Annotated in this window: 14 protein-coding genes; 9 read left to right on the top strand and 5 right to left on the bottom strand. The window is 45.8% G+C overall.

Going from position 1 to position 16,166, the window contains the following annotated elements; translation table 11 throughout:
• The first annotated feature begins 131 nt into the window (after window positions 1-131).
• A complete protein-coding gene (map, locus tag EHQ17_RS05495) occupies window positions 132-890 on the top strand; it encodes a type I methionyl aminopeptidase (RefSeq protein WP_135592933.1) in 759 nt (252 codons plus the stop codon).
• Between the two features lie 23 nt (window positions 891-913).
• Here the strand turns inward: map and EHQ17_RS05490 are convergent, their stop codons facing one another.
• Window positions 914-1,702 carry an SDR family NAD(P)-dependent oxidoreductase gene (locus EHQ17_RS05490; protein ID WP_135592931.1) on the bottom strand — a complete coding sequence of 263 codons (789 nt, stop codon included), beginning with the start codon at window positions 1,700-1,702 and terminating at the stop codon, window positions 914-916.
• A gap of 200 nt (window positions 1,703-1,902) precedes the next feature.
• Here EHQ17_RS05490 and EHQ17_RS05485 point away from each other — a divergent pair, with 200 nt between their 5' ends.
• Window positions 1,903-2,361, top strand: a complete 459-nt coding sequence (locus tag EHQ17_RS05485) for a hypothetical protein (protein ID WP_135592929.1) — start codon at window positions 1,903-1,905, stop codon at window positions 2,359-2,361.
• A gap of 26 nt (window positions 2,362-2,387) precedes the next feature.
• Here the strand turns inward: EHQ17_RS05485 and EHQ17_RS05480 are convergent, their stop codons facing one another.
• The 3 genes from EHQ17_RS05480 to EHQ17_RS05470 form a co-directional block, all read right to left on the bottom strand.
• A complete protein-coding gene (locus EHQ17_RS05480) occupies window positions 2,388-3,044 on the bottom strand; it encodes a CatB-related O-acetyltransferase (RefSeq protein WP_135592927.1) in 657 nt (218 codons plus the stop codon).
• A 261-nt stretch (window positions 3,045-3,305) separates the two neighbouring features.
• Window positions 3,306-5,018 carry an acyl-CoA dehydrogenase family protein gene (locus tag EHQ17_RS05475; protein WP_135592925.1) on the bottom strand — a complete coding sequence of 571 codons (1,713 nt, stop codon included), beginning with the start codon at window positions 5,016-5,018 and terminating at the stop codon, window positions 3,306-3,308.
• Window positions 5,019-5,244: 226 nt separating this feature from the next.
• The gene (locus EHQ17_RS05470) at window positions 5,245-8,685 is read right to left on the bottom strand and encodes a hypothetical protein (protein ID WP_246057412.1); all 3,441 of its coding nucleotides are present in this window, start codon (window positions 8,683-8,685) and stop codon (window positions 5,245-5,247) included.
• A 162-nt stretch (window positions 8,686-8,847) separates the two neighbouring features.
• On the opposite strand from EHQ17_RS05470, the gene EHQ17_RS05465 reads away from it, so the two are divergent.
• From EHQ17_RS05465 to EHQ17_RS05435, 7 genes are all read left to right on the top strand, one after another.
• Complete coding sequence (locus EHQ17_RS05465) at window positions 8,848-9,255, top strand: MerR family transcriptional regulator (protein WP_167882474.1); 408 nt, start codon at window positions 8,848-8,850, stop codon at window positions 9,253-9,255.
• A gap of 4 nt (window positions 9,256-9,259) precedes the next feature.
• The gene (locus EHQ17_RS05460; RefSeq protein WP_135592921.1) at window positions 9,260-10,189 is read left to right on the top strand and encodes a DMT family transporter; all 930 of its coding nucleotides are present in this window, start codon (window positions 9,260-9,262) and stop codon (window positions 10,187-10,189) included.
• On the top strand, window positions 10,186-11,334 hold the full coding sequence (locus EHQ17_RS05455) for a hypothetical protein (RefSeq protein WP_135592919.1): 1,149 nt from the start codon (window positions 10,186-10,188) through the stop codon (window positions 11,332-11,334). The genes EHQ17_RS05460 and EHQ17_RS05455 overlap by 4 nt, the downstream gene beginning before the upstream one ends.
• A 175-nt stretch (window positions 11,335-11,509) precedes the next feature.
• Entirely contained in the window at window positions 11,510-12,787 is a 1,278-nt protein-coding gene (locus EHQ17_RS05450; RefSeq protein ID WP_135592917.1) for a porin, read from the top strand.
• Window positions 12,788-12,843: 56 nt separating this feature from the next.
• A complete protein-coding gene (msrA, locus tag EHQ17_RS05445) occupies window positions 12,844-13,377 on the top strand; it encodes a peptide-methionine (S)-S-oxide reductase MsrA (protein ID WP_135592915.1) in 534 nt (177 codons plus the stop codon).
• Window positions 13,378-13,494: 117 nt separating this feature from the next.
• A complete protein-coding gene (locus EHQ17_RS05440; protein ID WP_135592913.1) occupies window positions 13,495-14,565 on the top strand; it encodes an alpha/beta fold hydrolase in 1,071 nt (356 codons plus the stop codon).
• A gap of 15 nt (window positions 14,566-14,580) precedes the next feature.
• Entirely contained in the window at window positions 14,581-15,546 is a 966-nt protein-coding gene (locus EHQ17_RS05435) for an alpha/beta hydrolase family protein (RefSeq protein WP_135592911.1), read from the top strand.
• On the opposite strand, the gene EHQ17_RS05430 is transcribed toward EHQ17_RS05435, so the two are convergent.
• Window positions 15,512-16,123 (bottom strand): uracil-DNA glycosylase, encoded by a 612-nt coding sequence (locus tag EHQ17_RS05430; protein ID WP_135592909.1) that lies wholly within the window; start codon window positions 16,121-16,123, stop codon window positions 15,512-15,514. The genes EHQ17_RS05435 and EHQ17_RS05430 overlap by 35 nt on opposite strands.
• Window positions 16,124-16,166: the final 43 nt, after the last annotated feature.

Raw genomic sequence — 16,166 nt, 5'->3', positions numbered from 1 at the left:
CGATAGATAATCCGAATGGATTATAAACGACTTAATTATAAAATGAATTTTCCTATTCTTAAATTAGATTTGTTAAAAAGGAAGGGTTTGACCCTCTGAACTTCCAGAAAAACGTTGGATAAGGAAATCTTATGTCAATAGAAACGGAAAAAGACTTGGTCGGACTCAAAAAAATCGGCCGGATTGTTGGACTCGTATTGAAGGAAATGAAGGCGTTCGCAAAACCCGGTATGTCCACGAAAGAATTGGATGACTTCGGGTTTCATTTGCTTGCAAAATACGGCGCGAAATCAGCCCCGAAAATAACCTACAATTTTCCCGGAACCACCTGTATCAGCGTAAACCGCGAAATTGCGCACGGAATTCCCTCCTCCAAAAAAATACTCAAGGCCGGCGATCTCGTAAACATAGACGTTTCGGCGGAGTTGGACGGATATTTCGGAGACAACGGAAGTTCCTTCGTTCTCGGCGTGGGACATCCCGTATTCGATTCCCTCGTAAACTGCTCTCGCACCTCTCTTTACAAAGGTTTGGCGGCCGCCAAATCGGGAAATCGTATCAGCGACATAGGCAAAGCGATCCACCAAGAAGCGAAATCGCACGGTTTTACCGTGATCAAAAATTTAATGGGACACGGCACGGGAGGAAGTCTTCACGAAGCTCCGAAATACATCCCTTGTTATGAAGACAAAAAATATTCCCAGAAATTAAAATCAGGAATGGTGCTTGCGATAGAAACTTTCATTTCCACGAAATCGGAAATCGCAATCGAAACTTCGGACGGATGGACGCTCGTAACCAGCGACGGAAGTTACGTCGCCCAACAGGAACATACCATCGTCGTTACCGAAAACGAACCGATTCTTCTGACCGCCAGCAACGGAGTCTAAAAGAATATTCCATAATTCTAATTCTATCTGCTTTTCCCGACGGAGAAGACGATCGATCCGATCCAAGCCGCCGACCTTCTCGGAAGAATCGAAGTTAAAATTTTCTGAATATGATTTACCCAACCGACTACGATGACGGTTTTTCCTCTCTCCATTCCGGCGAGGGCGGTCGTTACCACCTTAGTCGGAGTCAGCCAAAATAGATCCGGAGATCTAAAACCTTTCGGAAATGCTTTTCCGAAAAAAGGGGTTCGTATCGGTCCGGGGGAAACTGCGTGAACACTGACTCCCGTTCCCTTGAGTTCGAAACTCAATCCGTCCGTAAAATACAAAACAAAAACCTTACTAGCGGCATAGACCGTAAAATAAGGAACCGGTTGAAAGGACGCGGTGGAAGCGAGATTCAAAATTCTTCCTTTGCCGTTTGCGATCATAATCGGAAGAATTTTTCTAGTCATCTCGGTCAACGCTTCCACGTTCACTCGAATCATCGTAAGGAAGCTGGATTCCGGTTCGTTTACGAAGTCTCCGATATAACCGAGTCCGGCGTTGTTGACCAATAAATCCGGCGTTAACCGATTCTTCGTTACGTAGGATAGGATTTTATCTCGACCTTCGGAAATAGAAAGATCCGCCTCTATCGTATGGACCGCGATTTTATAGTTTGTCTCCAATTCGGTCCGAAGTTTCTTGAGGGAACTCGAAGATAAATCCGTTACGATCAAATCGCTACCGGCCGCGGCAAGTTGATTGCAAAACTCGTTTCCCAATCCTCCCGATGCGCCCGTTATCAACGCTAATTGGTATTTCATATCAGCTCCTTTTTAGATTTTAAGAAGAATACGGATTCAGAATTTACGTTCTACCTTAAGGAATGTCCTTCGTTTACGGAAGTTCCGAAATCCGTGTGGAACGATCCTATAAAAGAGGGAATTTTTTTTCGATCGGAATTATACGTTTCAACGTGTAATATTGTTTTCGATTTTATGCGAACTCGGTTATACTCTCATCGATGAATTGGCAGTTTAAAATTCTTAAATTTTCCGTAGTAACGATGGTCTTACTTTCATTCCGTCCTTCGTTCGCACACAAAGGAAAACCTACTTTCGTTTTGGAGGAATTTTCCAAACTTACGGATCGGATCGAACTCGAAAAGGACGGGATCGTGGTTACGGAAACTCTGGAAAAACTTTTGGAAAAAGGAGGCGAAAAGGAAAGAGATTCCGAGGTTTTTATAAAGGCGCTTCCGATCGTTCGTGAACTCGGAAAGACGACGAATTCAAAAACGAAACAAAAATTCTACTCGGAACTCGTAATCCTGTTGCAGCGGGTGATCGGCTATCACGATCGATCCGGAGCGGTTCTTTATCACTGCCCCGAAACTGGAAAACAATGGATCACGAATTCGGAGCGGGTGATAAATCCTTTCGATCGAAAAAATACGACCTGCATCCGCAAAAAGGAAGAATAACGTTTTCCCTTTAGCGGATTTTTTTGTTAAACGAACTTTTCCAAAGTTTCGAAATCCAGGCACGTTAGGAACTCCAGCGAGTTCGTTATCTTCTCCGGACTCCAATCCCACCATCGTAATTTCAAAAGTTTTTCGGTCGTATCCTTTGAAAATCGATCTCGAATCAGGCGAGCGGGATTTCCCGCTACGATCGTGTACGGTGGAACGTCCCGTGCGACCACGGAATAGGCGCCGACGATCGCTCCGTCGCCGATTTTTACTCCGGGCAAAATTACCGCGTTCGTTCCGATCCAAACGTCGTTTCCTACGATCGTATCCCCTTTGTGGGGAAGATTTTGCATACGGGACATCACGACTTCCCAGCCGTTTCCGAAAATAGCGAACGGATACGTGGAAAACGAATTCATCCGGTGATTGGCGCCGTTCATGATAAATTTCACTCCTGTTGCGAGCGCGCAAAACTTACCGACGATCAACCGATCTCCACTAAAGTCGTAGTGGTAGAGCACGTTTTCGGTTTCGAAATTCTCAGCCCCTTTCGGATCGTCGTAGTAGGTATAATCGCCTACTTCGATCGACTGAGATCGAATGAAATTCTTTAAAAATCCGATCCTAGGAAATTGAGGAAATGGATGAGGGGTAGAAGGGTCCGGGCCGAATAAATTCGGGTTCGATTTTGTCATAGATATACCTCCGCAAAAGAAAGCGGTTCGTTGTTATGGGTTAATTTGAAATAAAATTAGAATATTCTAGAATTGGAATATTCCACGTTTTGAGGCGGGATTAAAGGCTCATAATGGATCCAGAATGGAAGACGACCGGTTTCCGTCAAGAATTTAAGATAAAACGGATCCGATCTAGAATTTATCCGATTCGAAGCCGAATCCGTTCACTCGATCGGCCTCTACGGTTTTGAAAACTTAGCGGGTATTTTTTTCTTCCTCCTAAACGGGAACACCGCCCGCTTCCTTCAACTTCGCGAGATTTCCTTCGAGTACGGAAAGCGTATCAAGGTGATAGTTCCTTGCGTGTTTGAGACGTGCGTTTCTTCTTTCTTCCGGTATTCTTCTGCAGGAAAGTTCCAAAAGAACTCCCGCAAGAACGCGCGAACAAGTCATTACGATTTCTTCCGCATACGTATCCCTGTCTTCCCTTGCCGGAAGATCCTTATAAAGAGACACGAGCTCTTGGAATCCGTGAAACAACTTACGAGCCAAAGAAGAATCCGATTGATTCACAAGTTCGCTTAGATATTCGCCGAACGTATGCGTCAGCCCGGAAGTGATACCGCCGATGCTGGCGTTAATCTGAATCTGGGATGTTCCGTCGTATATGGTCGTGATTCTCGCATCACGATAAATTCTTGCGATGTCATAATCCTCCGTATAACCGGCGCCACCGTGGACCTGAAGGGCGTCGCTGACGACTTTCAAACAGGATTCCGAACAGTAAAACTTACTGATCGGCGTAAGCACGTTCGCGATCTTTTCCCAATAGCGAACCACTGTATCGTTCTTCGCTTCCTTTTCGGAGGCTCCCATTTTTTCAAGGCGAAGCGCTCTCCAATAATAACGGTCCATCACTCTGGACCCTTCCAACGTTAGACAACGCATTGCAAGAGTCTCCCTTTCCAAACGGTCCATGATCTTTTTGACGGCGGGAATTTCGATCAACGGTTTTCCGAATTGAATTCTTTCTTTAGAGTATTTTAGAGCTTCATAATATGCTGCGGTTGCGAGCCCCGTGGATTGTTGTGCGATTCCCATTCTGGCTCCGTTCAGCATTCCCATAGTATATTTTACGAGCCCGTAACCTTCTTCCCCGATTAAAATCCCCGGAGAATTTTCGAAAACGACTTCGCAAGTCGGAGAACAATGAAGTCCGAGTTTGGTTTCTATTCCGGCGATCTGCACGTCCGTACTTCGTACGAGAAAAAAGGAAAGTCCGCGTGCTCCGGATCCGACTTCTCCCGAACGAGCCAAAGTCAATAGGATAGCCGGAACATCTCCAAAACCGCATCCATGTGTGATGAAACGTTTCGTTCCGTTTAAAAGCCAGGTTCCGTCCTCGCGTTTCGTGGCTTTCGTTCTTAAATTTGGAAGGTCGGAGCCGTGATCCGGTTCGGTCAACCCCATTGCACAGACGTATTCACCTGCGGTCATCTTCGGAATCCACTCCCGTTTCATTTCTTCCGAAGCGTGACGTTCGAGGATTTCCGCAAGATTCACACATCCGACGGCAATGGCGAGTGACGCGTCTACTCTATAAAAAATTTCCGAGATGAAGGATTTAACCGTCCAGGGAACGCCCAAGCCGCCGTATTTTCTGGAAAAGCCGTAGGCTTGTACGCCGGCATCGACGACTTTCGAGACGAGTTCTATCATCTTCGGAGGGAATTCCACCTTACCGTCATTAAACGAAAGTCCGGTGCGATCCAACTCTGCGACGTGCGGCGAAAGGATATTTCCCGCCAAATCACCGACGGTATCTAAAATAGTTTTATAATATTCTTTCGCCTCGGAAGGATTGGAAGGACCTCCTTCGGTTGCGTCCGAAAACTCGTTTTCATAATCGAGAATAATTTCCGTCCAGGGAAGAATGTGTTCGAAGTGATCTTGGATATCTTGTGTGTCGGAAAAGTAATTGTTCTGGATCATGGAACCTCCGGAGATTCCACCAGTTTATAAGAAGAGAAAGGAACGGAAAAGGAAAATTGGGGGAGTTCCCACATTTACGAAAATTTTTCGATGAAATTACCGACGCAAACGATAGAATGAAACTCGAAAACCGGTTGATCCGTTAAGAGGAGCGGAAAGATACAAAAAAACGCCGCACCGGTCGAACCTCCTACTTCGGAGTTCCGACCCGTACGACGACATAGGCTCAGCGTTTTTTCTTCACCTTCTTTTTAGCGGTTTGATAACCCAAAACCTGCGACATTTTCCAAAGCTCCTCCGCCTTGGACTGAAATTGATCTTTCCAAACCGAAGAATTCAAACCGGATTCCGCTCTTGAATTCTCCAAAATACTGTGAAGATAGAACTCCTCGATACCGAAACGGATTTCTTTCGGATGAATCGAAATCCAAAACCGAGGACCATAATCTCTTCCATTGACCCATTGTTCCAATTCAATTCCATCATCCGATAACTCAGGTAGATTTTTCCAGTCAGAGTCTCCGGATTTTTTCGCCGCAGAATCCAGGATATATTTCACTTCGGATTCTTTCGGAGCCGCTTTCCAAAGGATTTCGATGGCCTGTTCTCCGTCCCTTCCGAACCAATTTAGGACGGCGGGAAGCCTTGCCGCCAACGCCTCTTCGGTCGAAGAAGAAGAATAACTGTGAAGACTTGCGTATCCCAATCTTCTTTTGACGAGTTTTAAAACGGAATCAAAAGCGTCTTTTCCGAGCGATACAAAAAGTTTTGCGGCCAATAAATCCCCCCACGCGGCCCATTCCGGCGGGTTGGTATCCACGATTTTTTGAACTTCCTCCGCGTCCATGGTAAGAATCTTTTCCCACTTCCCGCTTTCCGGTTCGATAAATCTCATAAACTGAAGCGTATAAAGTTTCCAATCCGATCTTGCATAAGGAAGTTCTAATATTTTCGCAAAGGAAGGAATTGCGGGAAGACCCTGGATAAAAAGCGCCTTCATCGCCTCCCAACGATCGTAGTTCCCTCCGTATCGGTATTCGTCGGTCGAATAACGCAACGATTCCTCCAGCCAAGGCCCTCCGATTTTGATCACGTCCGGATCCTTATATTTCTTTTCCCTAATATTCTGGAATACGTGTTGAATACTGTATTTTTCGGGTTTTAAAATCGCAGCGGGAAGATCCTTCGGATTTTTCGCGAGGCGATTTGCGTATTCGTCGTCATCGTCGAAAGGAGGAAGTTCCTTACCGGTCAACTGAATCCACGCGTGTCTCGCAGCGTGTTCGATGTATGTCCAGGTATAATCCACCATCGGATCCGGATCCGCATAAACGTGATAATAAAGATGCGGTTTCAACGCTTGAATCTTCGCCTTTCCCACCGCGCGGATCGGACCGTAAACCCGGTATTCCTCTCCCTTGTTTCCCAGGATTCGATGGCCCAATTGGATCCATTCCTCGCGATCCGGCTCCAAAAAGAGCAACCCGGAAAGATAACAAGCCTGTAGATCGATCGCAATTCCGGGACTCGTATTTTTCTCCGCGCGTTCCAATAAATCCTTCAATCCGGACTTAGCCGTTTCCGGATCCAAAACCGCCCACGCGATGGAACCTTCCGATAAATTTACGAGTTGATGGAATTGAAGATACGAATCTCGTCCGCTTCCCTTGATACCGACGCCGGCCTCGAGATACGTACGGATATAATCCAGATTCTCCTTAAAACCCAATTTTGCGGAGACCGCAAAGGAATATCCCAGAGCGATTCCGAACATACCCAAGTTGTTACGATACGTTAAAACCTTTCCGGCAAGTTTGCCAGCCTCCTCGTCACCCACGAGAAGACGCTCGTTCAGGGCTTGTTGCAGATAACTGAAGACGGTGAAGATGTTGTTCAAATTCGGACCTTCCTTCTCCACCTTCTTTTTCTTTTCCAGGGCTTCGTCCAAGGTTTCGAAAAATTTCCACGCCGCTTCCGTCAAAATCGAAAGCGCGTCGTCGCGATCGCTTTGTAAAAGACAAGCGATCACTTCTTCCAGACGTTTATCGTCCTGTTTGAGTTTTTGTATCGCGTCGCGGAAGGCGTTCATCGCGTTGAGATCATCAAATTTTCCTAATGTTTTTATGATTCCTGCGAACGCCTTTTTGTTTTCGGAATCGTAGTTCAATCCTTGCCTAAACGCGGCCGAAATCGGAAGCGAAAGTCTTTCGTCCAGCTTATCGTTGTTATACGGCCATTCGTTATAGCTGGAAGAAGTCCTTTCGCGGAAGTATTCTTCCACAAGTTTACCGAACTTCTGATCCTTTTTTCCCATTTCCTTCAGAAGAAAATCGTGCGTATCCACGTCCTCCGAAAATTCCTCGACGAGCGCCATCGGATCTTCCCCTTTTTGAATCCTTTTTTTCAGATCTGCAGAGGAGATTTTTTTCTTTCCGGCAAGCCCGGTGGCTTGTTCCAAAAGGTTTCGGTTTTCGGGTTGAATCTGTTTGGGATCGCAGTTACGGAACGTCTGTTCCCGAAGTTCCTCGAGTTTTTTCAGGGACAGCCTTCCCAAAGAATCGGACTTACCGTCTAACAACGATAATACGGCCTTGGCGAGCGCCGGAAGAATTTTACCGGGAAGTTTTTTCGAGATCGTACACGCTTCGCGACAAGCGTTTTCGTTTTTCATAAAGTAATGTGCGAGAATCCAATACGCGGCCAAAACGTGGGATTTCTCCAGACTTTTCTTTTCGTTCTCCCAATCCTTGAACGTCGGAGCGGAAGCGAGTTTCTCCGCGTATGCGAACGCCGGATCGCCGTAGGAATGTCCGAGGAGCCAGGAAGAACGTTCGAACAAATCCAGGGACTTGGTGTAAAAGGGTCGTTTGGCGTATTTTTTATTCGCGTCGGTTTCGTATTGTTTCAAAACCGAATTCGACAATGCGGACGTCAGGATCGGCTCGGGAGTTTCCTCGTCGTCGTCCTCGTAATCTTCGTCGTAATCGTCCCGATCTGCGGACCAATTGGATGCGATAAAATGACTGATGGAAAAGAAGGGCTCGTCCTCCAATTCTCCGATTTCATGATTGTAACGATGTACTTCCGCGGAACCTTCTGCATGAGGAAGCAAATTGATCCAACAACTGTCGCCTCCTCCGTCCGAACCGAAATGCGCCACCCCCGTAAATAAAAACATAAGACCGTCATACGACCCGATGAGCGACGCAAGTTTGTCTTCGACCGTTTGACCTTTTTTCATCAGAAATTTCTGAAAGGAAACCGGTTGGTAGTCGGCGTCGTATTCCGCATCTTCCTCTTCTTCTTCGTCGTCGGATTGAAGTCCTCCTTCGTGATCGATCATGTTCCAGATATCGCTTACGTTATACATGATCTGTTGATAAGCGAATCTAACGTTTTCCCATTCCAAAACCTCTTCGGGAGGACGAAAGCCGTAGAGTTTTTCGAATTGATCCAAAAATTGGGCGGGAGCCTTTTTCTTTTTCGATCGATACGCTTTCCAAAAAAGATCCCGATACGATTGTTTTACGAGCATCCGATCCTCGATGATTTCGGGTAACTTTCCCGAAGAAAGGTCGGATTTTTTAAAAGAAGGGGTAGATTTCTGTGTCATAAGAATATAACAAAAAAATAATTCCGCTTTGATTCCTTTTTGAATACGTTTCATTCCCCGAAAAACGGACTTCCCGCTAATCCGAAGTCGTATTTCGGATATCGGCCTCGATCGTATTACGCGGATTATTTTCCGAATTTCGGATTTTTTTTCGATTCCGACCTTGACTTAGAGCTAACTTTAAGCTGTAGAATGGATTTAAATCGGGGGAATCTTTTGAATCAAAAACTCAGCATTTCGGAAATTTCCGAGATCACAAACTTTACTCCGCACACTCTTAGATACTACGAGAAGATGGGACTTCTCCCTAAACCGGAACGTTCTCACGGAAAAGACAGAATCTATTCCGACAAGGAAATCAGATATCTGAGACTGATCCGAACCTTGAAGGAAATCAACATGCCGCTGGAGGATATCAAGGAGTTCATCAAAGAAGGTTGTATCTTGGATAAAATTTCCCAAGGGGAGAATTTCAAACCACCTTTGAACAAAAGAATCAGGATTTTGACCTCGCACCTAGGAACCTTGGAAGAGAAAAAAAAGGATCTTGAAATCATGATAAAACTTACCAGATCGAAACTGCGCGAATACGAAACGCTTCTTTCACAAAACGGAGAAACCTAATTCAATGACCCGAATCAAACCATACCTTTCGCTACTTTCTTTTACCTTTTTTACGGGAACAACCTTTCACGTCACCAAACACGCGTTACAGTCTTTTACTCCGGCGCAAACCGGCGCAGTCCGTTTTTTATTCGCCTCGGCCATGCTCTTTTTGTTTCTGTTTTTTTCGGACAAAAAACTTCTACGCGTAGGATATAAAAATCTGATCGTATTCGTTCTTTTGGGAATCGGAGGAGTTTTCGGTTTTAACACCTTTTTCTTTTTGGGGATGAAAAAAGCGTCTCCGATCGACGCCGCGATCATCGCCGCGTTCGGGCCCGCCATTACCGTATTTCTTTCGCTTTTTCTTTTAAAAACGAAAATTCGTTGGAATCAATATCTCGGAACCTTCATCTCCTTCGTCGGAGTGATCACGGTTATTTCGGACGGAAACCTGCAATCCGTTGGAAACGTACTCGAAAGCGGAGGAATTCTCCACCTTTTTATAGCCGTGTTCTGCTGGTGTTTGTATTCCGTTGGAATCAAAAAATATCTTTCCGGAGTTTCCGCAATTCAAACTACCGCCTATACGTCGTTATTCGGTATGATATCCTTGGTGTGTTTCGTGATCGTATCGGGTGAATTCAGATTTAACCCCGACGATATTCCGACCAGTGCCTGGATGGCGATTCTTTATATGGCGGTGTTCACCACGTTTTTCAGTTATCTTTTTTGGAATTACGGAATTCAAAAGTTAGGACCGGATAAGGCCGCCGTATTCGGGAATTTGATTCCTATCGTCGCCATGTTCACCACTTGGTTTCTCGGAGAATCTCCGAACCCTCTCGACATCGTCGGAGCGATCGTCGTGATCGCCGGAATCCTCATCGTCAATTCCCGATTCGGCAAATTTAAAACGGATCCTATAAAAACTTCGACCGCAGGTACCGCATGAAAAAAATTTATTTCCTTTTGACTTTGTTTTTTTTATCGGCTTACGCTTTAACGGGCCAGGATAAACAAAGCCCGGATCTTCCTTCCGGAATTCCCGAAGATAATCCGAAGGAACTTCCTAAGTCCCGGGAGAAAAAGCCCGAATTCGGCTTGAGTCAATCGATCGCGAACGACGTCTTCGTTTTGGGTAACAGTCTTTTCGGCGAACGGTTGAGTCGGAGAAACAACGAATCCTACGGAGGTTTTTCTCAAGGTTTGGTTTTGGGAACGTTCGTAAATTTTTATACTCCGATTCCCGGTTTCCGTTTAAATTTAATTATTGCTAATCCGCTAATAGGTCGGTCGAATACGGACAACGACTTTTTTTATCAGTCTTCGCCGGGAGGACCGGACCAATCCGACAAAGCGATCAAAGCCCTGGAATCGGGCAACCTTACCTTCGATCCCAACCAGGTGCGACCTAGAAAGGAAAACAACGGTCTACGCGATTACTTCATCGGACAGATCGTGTACGAATGGAACACTTCGATCGGCCAGTTTTTCACCGGGTTTTTGATCGTCAACAGCGCTAATTATCCGTCCAACGCAAGTCTTTTGAACTATACGCTGGGATGGAAACCTTCTATATTAGCTTTTTTGAAACCGGAAATAGTTTCCAACTACCGTCTTTCCTCCGAAACCAACGGAATAAATCAAGGCAACAGTCATCATAGGGCGGCCGTAAGTCACGAATACGGTTTGGTGGGCGATTTGAAATTCAATCCCTCGTTTCAAGTCGGTTACCAGTATTTCAACAACAACACGGATCGAAGATCGGGCGTAACGGATATCACCGCCAAACTACAGTTAAACTTTAAGGACGTGAACGTAAGCGTCAGCGACGTTTACAGACCGGATCAATATCTATTCGACAACGACCGAGTCTATCCCAAACCTTCCGGCGTAACTTCCGATAACGACGCAAACGACGGCAAAGTGACGGATCCTTCCAAAATCCACGGAACGTACAACCAGACGGTCGCCTCCTTGATCCAATCGCTTCCCGTAGACGCCGCCTCTAAAAGTCATCTGCTGAATTCCTACCAACAGCAACATTTACCGAAACATCACTTCGTGGTGAGTCTCGGTTATATGACGAAATTCTAAAAACCGTTTTCCCTCTCTTCCGAACCCTCCCAGGGTTCGGAGTTTCTTTTTGGCTGGATTTTTTGGATCCAGATTTTATAATCCTAATTCTTTCTTAACCGAAAGAGCGGAAATCTTACGCCGTTTCCGGACCTTGCCACTTGAGTATCAAACTGGAATTCTTTATTATATACGTATGAGACAAAAAAAAGGTCCGCAACATTCCGAAGTCGCGGCGTGTTTAGAACCGAAAAGATTCGGTCGAAAATTCCGTTTTCCGAATGTAATTCCGACGTTGTTCGTTTTGACTCTGATCGCGTTCCAATCGACCTTTTCCGAAACCGGGATCAAGAAGAAAGAATATTCAAATTCTATAATACATTCGGAGCAAAACGTACAAAACGAAAAGACGGACGAGGTTCCCAAAAAGGAGAATGAGGAATCGAAACCGGAAAAACCGATTCCGAAATTCGGTTTTTTCACCGACTTTTATTACGCGCACAATCCGTATCGCGGATCCTCGCGCGAAAACCGATATCTAACCCAACCTTCGCGTTGGGACGAATTCAACGTAAACCTAGCGTATGTGGACGCCAAAATCGAAAACGACCGTTATCGCGGAAGGGTAGCGCTACAATTCGGCACTTCCGTCAACGCAAACTACAAAAACGAACCGAATTCGGATCAGAATTCGAATCAATTTTCGGTGAGAAACATTCAGGAAGCGTATGCGGGAATCCGTCTTTGGAAAAATCTATGGATGGATGCTGGCATTTATTTCGGCAATATCGGTTTGGAAAGTTGGATCTCCCATTCCAACTGGAATTACACGCGAGCCTTGGCCTTGGATTACGTTCCCTATTATTCCAGCGGAATACGATTCTCCTATCGATATTCGGACAAACTCTCGTTTCAACTTCATCTTATGAACGGATGGTCGAATATCGTGGAAACCAATCGGGACAAAGCGATAGGAACACAAATCGAATACAAGATCGCGGACCGTCTTAAGATCGTACACAATACGTTCGTCGGAAACGAGGCCCCCGATCGCGAGCGCAGACAAACAAGATATTATAATAATCTAATTATCCAATACGAATTGTCCGAATATTTCATCTTGGCGATTTCAGGAGATGCGGGAATACAAAGGGTACCCGATCCGGGGGTGAACGCGTATCGTCAATGGTATATAGGAACTTTTTGGATGACGTGGAAGCCCGTGGAAACCTTCCGAACCTCCGTCCGTTTGGAACGTATGTATGATCCCGACCAAACGATCATACAAACCGGTACGAAAAACGGTTTCCTTACTTCGGGTGCGACACTGGGTTTCGATTATATCCCGGACGAAAATTCCATGATCCGTTTGGAGGGAAGATATTTCCGCTCGTATGATCCCGTATTCGATTATCATAAAACGAAATCGAAGGAGGAAAAATTTTTGGTCTTTTCGGTTTCGATCAAAATCTAAAGCGGAATTCGGTTTAATTCTTGAAACCTTGGATTCTTCGTATCGAATAGAATCGTATGGAACTTGCGACTTTAGGCGGCGGTTGTTTTTGGTGTTTGGAAGCGGTTTATCAGATGGTGGAAGGAGTACAATCGGTCGTCTCCGGTTACTCCGCGGGGCATCAAAAAAATCCCGATTACCGTTCGGTTTGTTCCGGAAGCACGGGACACGCGGAAGTCGTACAAATACGTTTCGACCCTTCGATCGTATCGTATGGGGAAGTCCTGGATATTTTTTGGATTTGTCACGACCCTACGACTTTGAATCGGCAAGGAAACGACATAGGCACTCAATATCGTTCGATCATTCTTTACCATACCGTCGAACAAAAAAAAATCGCGGAGCAAGCGATCGAAAAAGCACGGTCCTTATTTTCGAATCCGATCGTTACTCAGATCGAAGCCTTAGTCGAATTTTATCCCGCCGAAGATTATCATCAGAACTATTATCGGACTAATCCGGAACAGTCTTACTGTCATTATGTGGTGCGACCCAAACTGGAAAAGTTTCTCAAGTCCGGCTTTAAGACGAAAACAAACCGCTCCGATTAAGATAATACTCGGCGCGTAAACGCGTCGTATTCTAAAACGGAATCGTATCGGACGAGAAAAACGGTCTCGTAAATTCTTCTTGATCCTTCCCTTTCCGATCCTTATCCTGATCGATTAATGAACGCAAACTTACGAAGAACTCTATTGTTCCTGATCCTAGGAACGTTTTTTTCCCGATGTGCGGCCAACATTCAACTGCAAGGGGAAATTCATCATCCAAAAACGGAAGACGGATGGGAACTGACCTTGGAACATTTTCCGCCGATCGGAAACGTTTCCAAAAAATACCCCGTCATCCTTTGCCACGGCCTCATCGCCAATCGGACCTACTTGAAGATCAACGAAAAAAGTTCCATCGTAGCCAGACTTCAAAAGGAAGGATACGACGTTTGGCTTATGGATCTTAGAGGAAGAAGGGACGCTGGATATCCTTCCCTTTTTTTCGGGGACAAAACCTATTCGTATAGTTTGGACGATTACGTCAAATACGACGTGGACGCGGCCATCAAACACGTGTTAGTTCGCTCGGGGAAGGATAAGGTCAATTGGATCGGTCATAGTATGGGTGGAATGATCGTATATGCGAGGGTCGGGGCCTTGGGGGAAAAACGGATCGCGAACTTCGTTGCGATCGGTTCTCCTATGATCATGGATCCTCCCAGCTCCTCGATTCGACGTTGGTCGTCCCTGACTTGGTTGTTGAATCTTTGGCCCGTTTTACCGGCGGAAACTTGGGCGGGTTTGCAAGGAGGAACGGGGATTCCCTTTCTTCCTCAAAAATCCTTTGAGGAACTTTTTTGGCACAAACCTAACATCGATTCGACGATCTTATCCGCGGTCAAACGCACTTCCATCAATCCGGGGGCGCGGAACGAAATCCTTCAGTTCAAGGATCTTGCCGAAAGCGGAGAACTCGGAACTCTGGATCAAAAAACTTCTTACGCGTCGGCCTTAAAAAACTTCAAAATTCCTTCCCTTTTGATCGCGGGCAGAAGGGACAAATTGGGAACCGCCACGTCGGTGCGGTACGCGTATGACACGATCGGATCCGAGGACAAGACCCTGTTCATCGCGTCCCGTTCGAATCAACACTCGGACGACTACGGACATACCGATCTCGTCGTGGGCAAAAACGCTGACAAGGACGTCTTTACGCCGTTAGTCGCCTGGTTGGATAAAAGAAATTAAATCATGGATTTTAGAATGAAATACGTAAAACATACGTCTTTAACGATCGTTTTTCTGTTAATAACCGAGTTTTGGAGCTGTACGCGTTATGCGGTCATTACGGAGCAAAAATTCGCCTCACAAACCGCCAACGTCGGACCGAACGTTTTTTTAACTACCTTTTCCTACGAGAATTCCTCCTATCCTCCGATTCTTCTGGTGGATCCGGTGTTCATCAACAAAAAGGCGTTGTATCTCGGAGACAAATCAGGACTCATCGGCGTGCTCAACGGAAACGGATTTTCGGTCTGGCTCCTTCATTTCGAGGATCATAAATCCGTAAATCTGAAGGAAGTCGGAGAGAATCTGATTCCAGAAACGGTCGCGAGAATCCAAAAAATCTCCGGAAGAAAGGAATACGTCCTCGGAGGAGTTTCGCTCGGCGGCCAGGCGATCCTTCATTCTTTCAAAGCGAAAAAAGTTCCCGATACGGCAAAGACCTTCTTTTTGGGAACGGGAATGGATTATAAATACAACGACAGTTTCTTGGAACAGATGAAATCCGAAAAACGATTCGGAACGGACGTAAACGTTTCCTGTAAGAACAAGGATTCTTTCTGTAAACGGTTCATCTCCTTGGACGAGGACGATCCGAAAACTCTATTCGTATATCAGAATCTTTTAAACTACCTGCCGACGATCGAAGAAAATCCCAAAACCTGGGAATCCTTTGAAGCTACCGGTTTTCCTTCGTTGTTCATCGGAGGAAGGATCGACAACGTCGCTCCGACGGAAAGTATTCATCCGGTTTATCGGAGAAAAAAAGGAGACAAGGAATTTTGGGAAGCGGGAAGGGACAACGGAATGTCGATCGACTACGATCACCTCGGACTTTTCGCGTATGAGGACGCTCCTTCCGAACTATATCAGAAAATCGCGGATTGGTTAAAACGATCCGTCTCCGAAACTAAGAAGACCTCTTCCAACCCAGCAAGTCCATAACCTTTTTGATGTCCTCCCAGACTTCGCGTTTGAGAGGACTGTTTTCTCCTCCGTTGCGGATCACGAAACTCGGGTGATACGTGGGCATCACAGGAATTCCGTAAAAGGAACCCCAAGTTCCACGCAACTTCGTGATACCTTCCTTCGTGTTGAGGATAAATCTCGTGGAAGGATTTCCTAAAGTGACGATGACCTTGGGTTGAATGATTTCCAACTGACGGATCAGATACGGAGCACAAGCTCTCGTTTCATCGTCCTCGGGCGGACGATCCTTTTCGAATTTCATATCGACGGTGGGTCTACACTTCACCACGTTCGCGATAAAAACCGATTCCCGAGAAACCCCCATACCTTTTTCGATGATTCTCGTCAGAAGTTCGCCGGCACGACCGACGAACGGTCTGCCTGTCAAATCCTCCTGTTTACCGGGGCCTTCTCCGATAAAAACCACTTCCGAGTCGGGATTCCCCTCTCCGAAAACGGTCTTCGTCCTCGTCGAATGGAGTTTACAAAGAGTACAATCCGATACTTCGGAATGAACGAGATTCAATCTTCTCAGTTTTTCTTCAGTGCTCATAAAAATACGTTCGATCCAGATTGAAAAAGAATTTCCCTGGAGT

This window comes from Leptospira gomenensis, from assembly GCF_004770155.1.
Classification (GTDB): domain Bacteria; phylum Spirochaetota; class Leptospiria; order Leptospirales; family Leptospiraceae; genus Leptospira; species Leptospira gomenensis.
The sequence above is the reverse complement of the archived record's forward strand: the minus strand, read 5'-3'. Positions and strand labels throughout refer to the sequence as shown.

Coding starts and splice junctions, on each gene's coding strand:
- map (WP_135592933.1), top strand. CDS start 132: ATGTCAATAGAAACGGAAAAAGACTTGGTCGGACTCAAAAAAATCGGC.
- EHQ17_RS05490 (WP_135592931.1), bottom strand. CDS start 1,702: ATGAAATACCAATTAGCGTTGATAACGGGCGCATCGGGAGGATTGGGA.
- EHQ17_RS05485 (WP_135592929.1), top strand. CDS start 1,903: ATGAATTGGCAGTTTAAAATTCTTAAATTTTCCGTAGTAACGATGGTC.
- EHQ17_RS05480 (WP_135592927.1), bottom strand. CDS start 3,044: ATGACAAAATCGAACCCGAATTTATTCGGCCCGGACCCTTCTACCCCT.
- EHQ17_RS05475 (WP_135592925.1), bottom strand. CDS start 5,018: ATGATCCAGAACAATTACTTTTCCGACACACAAGATATCCAAGATCAC.
- EHQ17_RS05470 (WP_246057412.1), bottom strand. CDS start 8,685: ATGAAACGTATTCAAAAAGGAATCAAAGCGGAATTATTTTTTTGTTAT.
- EHQ17_RS05460 (WP_135592921.1), top strand. CDS start 9,260: ATGACCCGAATCAAACCATACCTTTCGCTACTTTCTTTTACCTTTTTT.
- EHQ17_RS05455 (WP_135592919.1), top strand. CDS start 10,186: ATGAAAAAAATTTATTTCCTTTTGACTTTGTTTTTTTTATCGGCTTAC.
- EHQ17_RS05450 (WP_135592917.1), top strand. CDS start 11,510: ATGAGACAAAAAAAAGGTCCGCAACATTCCGAAGTCGCGGCGTGTTTA.
- msrA (WP_135592915.1), top strand. CDS start 12,844: ATGGAACTTGCGACTTTAGGCGGCGGTTGTTTTTGGTGTTTGGAAGCG.
- EHQ17_RS05440 (WP_135592913.1), top strand. CDS start 13,495: ATGAACGCAAACTTACGAAGAACTCTATTGTTCCTGATCCTAGGAACG.
- EHQ17_RS05435 (WP_135592911.1), top strand. CDS start 14,581: ATGAAATACGTAAAACATACGTCTTTAACGATCGTTTTTCTGTTAATA.
- EHQ17_RS05430 (WP_135592909.1), bottom strand. CDS start 16,123: ATGAGCACTGAAGAAAAACTGAGAAGATTGAATCTCGTTCATTCCGAA.